Raw genomic sequence first — 7,449 nt, forward strand, 5'->3', positions numbered from 1 at the left:
CACGCTGGGGGGACCACCATGTCCGAGCACGAAGGAACACCGCCCGCACCCGCCACCGCCGCCACCACCTCGCGCCTCGGCCGCCGCCGCCTGCTGCGGGCCGGCCTGGGCACCGGCGGCGCGCTCGCCGCCGTCCGGCTGCTGCCCGGCGGCCAGGCCTGGGCCGCCGCCCCGGAACCCGCGCCCGCGCCCGTACCGGAGTCCGTGCCCGCCACCCTCCCCGGCGGCGGCGCCGCCACGGCGCAACCCTGGCCGGACTGGGCCCGGTTCGCCCGCGTCGGCGACGGCACCTTCAACGAGCCCGCCGACATGCAGAGCGCCGTCGACGCCCTCAAGGCGCAGAACGTCAGCGTCATCGAACTCGACACCCTGCTCTCCAACTGGCTCACCGACGCCGAGTTCGCGGCCCACATGGCCGAGGTGAAGACCTTCACCGGCCTGGCGCACGCCGCCGGCCTCAAGGTCGTCATGTACTACCCCTCCCTGGAGCTGATCTCCCCCGGCGGCGAGAAGGGCCGCTCGTTCTACAAGAACGACCAGGGCGGCGCCTGGGTCCAGCGCGACCTCGCCGGAAAGCCCAACGTGTTCTACGGCAGCGTGGTGGTCTGGGTCGACCCGGGCGACGAGAGCGTCTGGCTCAGCCCCAACTCGCCCTGGCGGGACTACTACCTCAAGCGGATCAAGGGCGTGGCCGCCACCGGTGTGGACGGCATCTGGCCGGACGTCCCGATCTACTTCGACGGCGTGCTCTCCTGGTGCGACGCCTCCACCTGGGGCGCGGCCGCCTTCAAGGCCGACACCGGCCTCGCCCTGCCCAAGGCCGCCGACTTCGCCGACCCGGCGTTCCGCCGCTACCTCGAATGGCGCCACCGCAACCTGCTCCAGTTCCAGCTCGACATCGCCGCCGCCGGGCGCGCGGTCAACCCCGACCTGGTCACCTTCGTCGAGACCGTCTCGATGGACTACCGCTACGCCACCTCGATCGGCCTGGACGGCGGCTACCTGCGCCAGGCCGAGGGCGCCGTCAGCCAGGTCTGGGAGGTGGACATCCTCGGCAACTACGACGGCATGCGGCACGCCACCGCCTCCGACTGGGTCTGTCTCATCTCGATGTACAAGTACGCGCGCGGCGCCAGCGGCACCAAGCCCGCCTGGGCGTTCTCCTACGGCTGGCAGGCCGACGACGCCTCGCTGGTGATGTCCCAGCTGATCGCGGCCGGCTGCAACCCCTACGAGGTGAAGACGCCGTACAAGAACGACACCGTGGACGCGGCGATGCGCGCCCGGATGTACCGCTTCGTCCAGACCAACCAGGAGCGGCTCTACAACGCCGCCTCGGCCGCCCAGGTCGGCGTCTACCACTCCAGCCCGTCCCGGGACTACGTCAGCCCGGGCGCGGGCATCGGGATGTACGTCAACGCGACCGCGCCGGCCGGGATCAGCGACTGGTGGGGCGGCGACGACCCGGAGCAGAGCTGCGCCTCCGTCCCCTGGCTGGGCGAGTTCCGGGGCGCGGTGAAGGCGCTGGTGTACGCGCACATCCCGTTCGACACGGTGCCCAGCCCCGGCCTGGCCGCCGCCGACCTGGCCCGGTTCAAGGTGCTGCTGCTGCCCGACCTCCAGGCTGTCTCGGACGCCGAGGCGGCCGTGCTGCGGGGGTTCGTCGCGGCCGGCGGGACGATCGTGATCACCGGCCCGGCTCCCACCGCGCTCGACGAACTGGGCGGCCAGCGCGCCGAGTTCGCGCTCTCCGACGTGCTCGGGCTGCGCCGGGGCAGCCCGCTGCCGGCCGGCAAGCAGAACGCCTACGGCAGCGGCACCTGCTGGTACGTCCGCAACCGGGCCGGACTCAGCTACCTCACCAAGACCGACCAGGCCTCGGCCGACCAACTGCTCGCCCCCGTCCGCCAGTCCGCACCGCCCGCCGTCACCCTGGCCGGGGACCCCCGGATCTTCCTGGACGCGCGGCGGCTCGGCAACGACGCCGTCGTCCACCTGGTGAACTTCACCAACTTCGGCAACACCCCGGCGGCCTTCCGCACCACGCCCGCCAACTGCACGCTCTCTTACGCCCTCCCGGTCGGCGCCGCCGTCACGGCCGTCACCGTCGCCACCCCGGACGGCACCGACCCGACGCCCAAGCCCGTCCCGTACACCGTCACGGGAGCGACGGTCAGCGTGCCGCTGACCGTCGTGCAGTACTCGGTGGTGACGGTGACGGTGAGCTAGAGCGCGGGCGCGGGGATGCGCCAGAGGGCGGCGGGGTTGGCCTCGCCGCCCGGGGCGGACTCGAAGGCGATCCACTTCCCGTCCGGGGACCAGCTCGGCGCGCCGTCGTACGAGCCGTCGTCGCCGGTCACCCGGACGGGGCGTCCGCCGTCGGCCGCGACCACGAAGACCTGGGCGTTCGGCAGGTTGCCGAGGTTGGAGGAGAACACCAGGTACCGGCCGTCCGGGGACCAGGTGGGATCAGTGTGCTCGCCCTGCACGTCGGTGACCTGGCGCAGGCCGGTGCCGTCCGCGCCGACCGTCCACAGCGCCCAGTTCTCGCCGCCGGCGGCGCGCCGCTGGAAGACGATCCGGTCGCCCCGGGGCGACCAGTTCGGCTGCCGGTTGTCGGTGCCGGTGCCCTTGCCGTCGACCAGCCGGAGGGGGGCGCCGCCGTCGCGGCGGACCTTCCAGAGCGAGTCCTGTTCGGCGTCGTCGCCGTGCACGGCGGCGTGTTCCGGCTCCCAGCTCTGCTGGAAGACGATCCACGCGCCGTCCGGGGAGAAGCTCGGCTCGCTGTAGCCGCTGCCGTCCTCGTGCCGGGTGACCCGCTCGGGGCTGCCGCCGGGCGTCATCAGCCAGACCTCGTCGTGGCCGGACTCCCGGTCGGTGGCGAAGGTGAAGGCGCCGGTGGCGGCGTTCCAGCTGGTGCCCGGGAGGTTGACGGCGGCCTTGTCAGGATCCTCCAGGACCTTCTGCGGCGCGCGGGCGCCGTCCAGCGGCAGCACCCCGAGGGCGGCGGCGCCCTTGTTGTAGCCCTCGCTGAACTCGGTCAGCAGCACCGAGCGGCCGTCCGGGGCGAAGGCGGGGTTCTGGGCGCTGCGGCCACCCTCGGCCCGGTAGAGCAGCTCGGCGCCGTCGGCCCGGCGCTCGCCCCCGGTCGGCGGCGCGCCGCCGGCCCGGGTCGGCCGGGGCTGCGGCCCGTCCTCGGAGCCGGATTCGGCGCAGCCGGACAGCAGCAGCATTGTGACGGCCGCGGCGGCGAAGAACGTGCGAGTCCTCATGACCCACAAGCTAGTTGACGCTTCGTCACATCGCGTACGCCCGCAGGCGGATCAGGCGTCGCCGTCCAGCAGGTGCTGGCGGACCTCCTGGAAGGTCCAGGCTCCGCCGGCCGGGCGGGCGAACACCCAGACCAGGTCGAAGCGGTCCGGCCAGGTGGCGGGTGCGCCGCTGCCGGCGGCGCCGAGCGCCTCGACGATCCGCGGGATCCGCGAGTGCTCCCAGCAGATCAGTACCGGCTGGGGCCCGGCCAGGGCGGCGCCGGCCAGGGCGGTCTCCTGGGACTCGGCGTACCCGGTGTCAACGGTCAGCCCGAGCTTGGCGGCGAGCGGGGTGACGGTCTGCCGCATCCGGTGCGCCCCCGCCAGTGGGCCCTGGTCGGCGGCGGCGAGGATCCGGGCGGGGGTGCGCAGGCCGGGCGCGGGCGGGGCGAACAAGGTGGGCAGCGCCCGGGCGCGGGACCAGCCGCGCTCGGTGAGGGACTTGCCGTCGTGGCCGCCGTTCTCGTCCAGTCCCGGGTGGCCGCCGTCCGGCTTCTCGCCGTGCCGGATGATCATCACCAGGGCCTCGCCGCCCGCGTCGCTCGCCCTGGCCGCGCCGGCCTCCTTGCCCGCCTTCTTGCCGGCCTTGCCGGAGGAGGCCGAGCAACCCGCCAGCAGCACCGGAGCGGCGATCGCCAGGCCGGTGAGCAGGGTGCGCCGGGCCGGCCGCGCCGCCACTCGGTGCTCCATCACTCGGCCCCCCGTCACCTGGTCCCCCGCCACTCGGTGCTCCATCACTCGGTCCCCCGTCACTCGGCACCCCGCTCCAGGCGCACCAGCGCGTCGACCGCGACGCCGTCGCCCTCGCCCTTGTGCCCGGGCTCCGGGCCGACCGTCCGGTGCACCCGTTCGGCCCGGACGGTGCGCAGGCCGCGGTCCGCGAGGTCGGCGAGGACGTCCTCCGGGGTGAACAGCACGGCCGGGTCCTGCGGGCCGCCGACGCCCTCGGTGAGGTTGCTCAGGTCGTGCCCGACCACCAGCAGGGTGCCGCCGGGAGCGAGCGCGGCGGCGGCGCGGCGCAGCGCGGCCCGCCGGTCCCGGGCGGGGACCTGGAGGTAGGCGATCAGGATCAGGTCGTAGCCGGCGGCGGGGGCCTCGAAGGTGCGGGCGTCGCCGTGCCGCCAGGTGAGCCGGTCGGCGACCTCGTCGGGCAGGTCGGCGGTGAGCCGCTCGGCACGTTCCAGGGCGACGGCGGAGTAGTCCAGCCCGGTGACCTCCCAGCCCCGGCCGGCCAGCCAGATGGCGTTGCGGCCTTCGCCGGCGGCCAGGTCGAGGGCGTGGCCGGGGACGTGGGCCGGGGTGAGGCCGGTCAGTTCGCGGACCACCCAGCGGTTGGGCTCGGCGCCCCACACCAGCTCGGTCGCGGCGTAGCGGTCGTCCCAGTCCTGGCTGTCCATCGCGAGTCCTCCGTTCGGCGGGCCTGCTCCGCAGCGGTCAACCTACCGGGCCCGGGCGTCGGCGGCCCGGAACGGTCCAGCGGGCGGACACCCTTGACGGCGAATATTGGTCCAGTCCAATCTGTGATGTCGTGACGCGAGCGGGTCAGCCGACCCGCCGCGCCCGCCGTCCGTACGTCGGCACGCTCCACCTGCCCGCGCGCCCCCACAGCGCCCGGGCGGCTCCCCCGGCCCACCCCGGGCCACGCACCGCCGGAACCCCCACACATCCGGAGGACAACCGCATGCACGACCGCGTCATGCCCGCACGGCCCGCCCAGGCCGCCGGGCACCGGACCGCCCCGCGCAGACGGGCCATGGCCCTGGCCCTCGCCGCCACGCTCAGCACCAGCGGCGCCGCCCTCGCCCTGACCCTCAGCCCCGCCTCGGCCGCCCCGGTGAACCTGCTGGCCAACGGCGACTTCGAGGCCGGCACCCTGACCGGCTGGACCTGCGCCAACGGCTCCGTCGTCACCACCCCGGTGCACGGCGGGAGTTACGCGCTCAGCGGCGCGGCCTCGGCCTCCGACACCGCGCAGTGCCAGCAGACCGTCACCGTCCAGCCGAACACCACGTACACCCTGTCCGGCTTCGTCCAGGGCAGCTACGTCTACCTCGGCGCCACCGGGACGGGCGTCAACTCCTCGGTCTGGACACCCGGCGGCACCGGCTGGAACCAGCTGAGCACCACCTTCACCACCGGCGCCACCACCACCTCGGTGACGGTCTTCACCCACGGCTGGTACGGCACCGGCGCCTACTACGCCGACGACCTCAGCCTGACCGGCCCGGCCGGGCCCACCTCCACCGGCAGCCCGACCGCGAGCGGCAGCCCGACGGCCTCCACCAGCCCGACCGCGTCCAGCAGTCCGACCGCGTCCGGCAGCCCCACCGCGAGCGGCAGTCCGACGGCCAGCGGCAGCCCCACCGGATCCGGCAGCCCGACCGCGACGGCCACCGCCAGCGGCCCGGCCGGGGACGGCAAGGTCACCACGCCCACCGGCGTCGCCGTCACCAAGGTCACCGCGGGCGCCGTGGTGCTCACCTGGCAGCCCTCCACCCTGACCACCGGCGACGGCCCGATCGCCTACAAGGTGTGGTCCAACGGCCAGCTGGTCGCCACCTCGATGGGCACCTCCGTCGCCGTCAGCTCGCTGCTGCCCGGCAAGGCGTACACCTTCAGCGTCCAGGGTTACTCCGGCTCCCACGCCTCCGCCCAGTCCGCCGCGGTGAGCACCACGACGGCCGCCGCCCCCGCGCAACAGCCCGTCCGCTCGGCCTACTTCGACCAGTGGGGCGTCTACGAGAACGCGTACTACCCGAAGAACGTCGACACCAGCGGCGCCGCGGGCAAGCTGGACGTCATCCACTACGCGTTCGCCAACATCGACCCCACCAAGCTCACCTGCTTCCAGGCGGTGAAGGCCTCCGACTCGACCAACGAGAACAACCCCAACGCCGGTGACGGCGCGGGCGACGCCTACGCCGACTACCAGTCCGACTACAACTCCGGCACCAGCGTGGACGGCAGCAGCGACACCTGGGAGCAGCCGCTCAAGGGCAACTTCAACCAGCTGCGCCAGCTCAAGGCCAAGTACCCGAACCTGCGGTTCACCATCTCGATCGGCGGCTGGACGTACTCCAAGTACTTCTCCGACGCGGCCGCCACCGACGCCTCCCGGAAGACCTTCGTCTCCTCCTGTGTCGACATGTTCCTCAAGGGGAACCTGCCGACCGGCGTCGCGGGCGACGCCTCCGGCGGCGCGGCCACGGCAGCCGGCATCTTCGACGGCGTCGACCTCGACTGGGAGTACCCGGGCTCGGCCGGCGGCCACACCGGCAACCACTACTCCCCCGCCGACAAGCAGAACTTCACCCTCCTGCTCAAGGAGTTCCGCACCCAGCTGGACGCGCTCGGCTCCGCCCAGGGCAAGCGCTACCTGCTGTCCGCCGCCCTGCCCAGCGGCCAGGACAAGATCGCCCAGCTGGAGACCGACAAGATCGGCAACTACCTCGACTACGCCGACGTCATGTCCTACGACATGCACGGCGCCTGGGACGCCAAGGGCCCGACCAACCACCAGGACCCGCTGCACGACAGCCCGGCCGACCCGACCACGCCGATCACCCCCGGCACCCGCAAGTACAACGTCGACACCATGCTCGCCGCGTACACCACCGGCCTGCCCGAGTACGGCATCCCCGGCGGCTTCCCGGCCAACAAGCTGGTGCTCGGCATCCCGTTCTACTGGCGCGGCTGGACGGGTGTCCCGGCCGGCTCCAACTACGGCCTGTACCAGAGCGCGACCGGCCCGACGGCCGCCAAGCCGCTGAGCCAGGAGGCCGGACTGGCCGCCTGGAAGGAGCTCAACCCGACCGCCGCCACCACCCACTGGGACCCGGTCACCGAGAGCAGCTGGGTCTACGACGGCACCAACTTCTGGACCGGCGACACCCCGCAGGCCATCCAGGCGCGCGGGGCCTACACCAAGAGCAAGGGCCTCGGCGGCCTGTTCGCCTTCTCCCTGGAGAACGACGACGCCTCCGGCACGCTGCTCAACTCCATGGACGGCAGCCTGCGCTGACGTCCGGCACGCCGGTGGGGGGGGGGGGGGGGGCGGGGGGGGGGAGAGCGGGAGGGGGGGGGTGGGGGGGGATGGTGTAAACCTTTGGTCAGGGGGGGGGGGAGGGGGGAAGAGAAA

General features: G+C 73.6%; 5 protein-coding genes. 2 read left to right on the top strand and 3 right to left on the bottom strand.

Features of this window, described 5'->3' with window-relative positions; translation table 11 throughout:
- Window positions 1–18: 18 nt before the first annotated feature.
- A complete protein-coding gene (locus AC07BF_RS00120) occupies window positions 19–2,229 on the top strand; it encodes a hypothetical protein (protein WP_478332660.1) in 2,211 nt (736 codons plus the stop codon).
- On the opposite strand, the gene AC07BF_RS00125 is transcribed toward AC07BF_RS00120, so the two are convergent.
- From AC07BF_RS00125 to AC07BF_RS00135, 3 genes are all read right to left on the bottom strand, one after another.
- Entirely contained in the window at window positions 2,226–3,272 is a 1,047-nt protein-coding gene (locus tag AC07BF_RS00125; RefSeq protein ID WP_363630544.1) for a TolB family protein, read from the bottom strand. The two genes, AC07BF_RS00120 and AC07BF_RS00125, sit on opposite strands and share 4 nt — an antisense overlap.
- 51 nt (window positions 3,273–3,323) lie before the next feature.
- Window positions 3,324–3,989, bottom strand: a complete 666-nt coding sequence (locus tag AC07BF_RS00130) for a hypothetical protein (protein ID WP_363630542.1) — start codon at window positions 3,987–3,989, stop codon at window positions 3,324–3,326.
- Window positions 3,990–4,060: 71 nt separating this feature from the next.
- Window positions 4,061–4,708 carry a class I SAM-dependent methyltransferase gene (locus AC07BF_RS00135; RefSeq protein ID WP_363630540.1) on the bottom strand — a complete coding sequence of 216 codons (648 nt, stop codon included), beginning with the start codon at window positions 4,706–4,708 and terminating at the stop codon, window positions 4,061–4,063.
- Between the two features lie 284 nt (window positions 4,709–4,992).
- Between AC07BF_RS00135 and AC07BF_RS00140 the strand changes: the two genes are divergently transcribed.
- Window positions 4,993–7,332 (top strand): glycosyl hydrolase family 18 protein, encoded by a 2,340-nt coding sequence (locus AC07BF_RS00140; RefSeq protein WP_478332661.1) that lies wholly within the window; start codon window positions 4,993–4,995, stop codon window positions 7,330–7,332.
- Window positions 7,333–7,449: the final 117 nt, after the last annotated feature.

It is taken from the genome of Kitasatospora sp. NPDC043950, from assembly GCF_056435345.1.

Coding starts and splice junctions, on each gene's coding strand:
- AC07BF_RS00135 (WP_363630540.1), bottom strand. CDS start 4,708: ATGGACAGCCAGGACTGGGACGACCGCTACGCCGCGACCGAGCTGGTG.
- AC07BF_RS00120 (WP_478332660.1), top strand. CDS start 19: ATGTCCGAGCACGAAGGAACACCGCCCGCACCCGCCACCGCCGCCACC.
- AC07BF_RS00140 (WP_478332661.1), top strand. CDS start 4,993: ATGCACGACCGCGTCATGCCCGCACGGCCCGCCCAGGCCGCCGGGCAC.
- AC07BF_RS00125 (WP_363630544.1), bottom strand. CDS start 3,272: ATGAGGACTCGCACGTTCTTCGCCGCCGCGGCCGTCACAATGCTGCTG.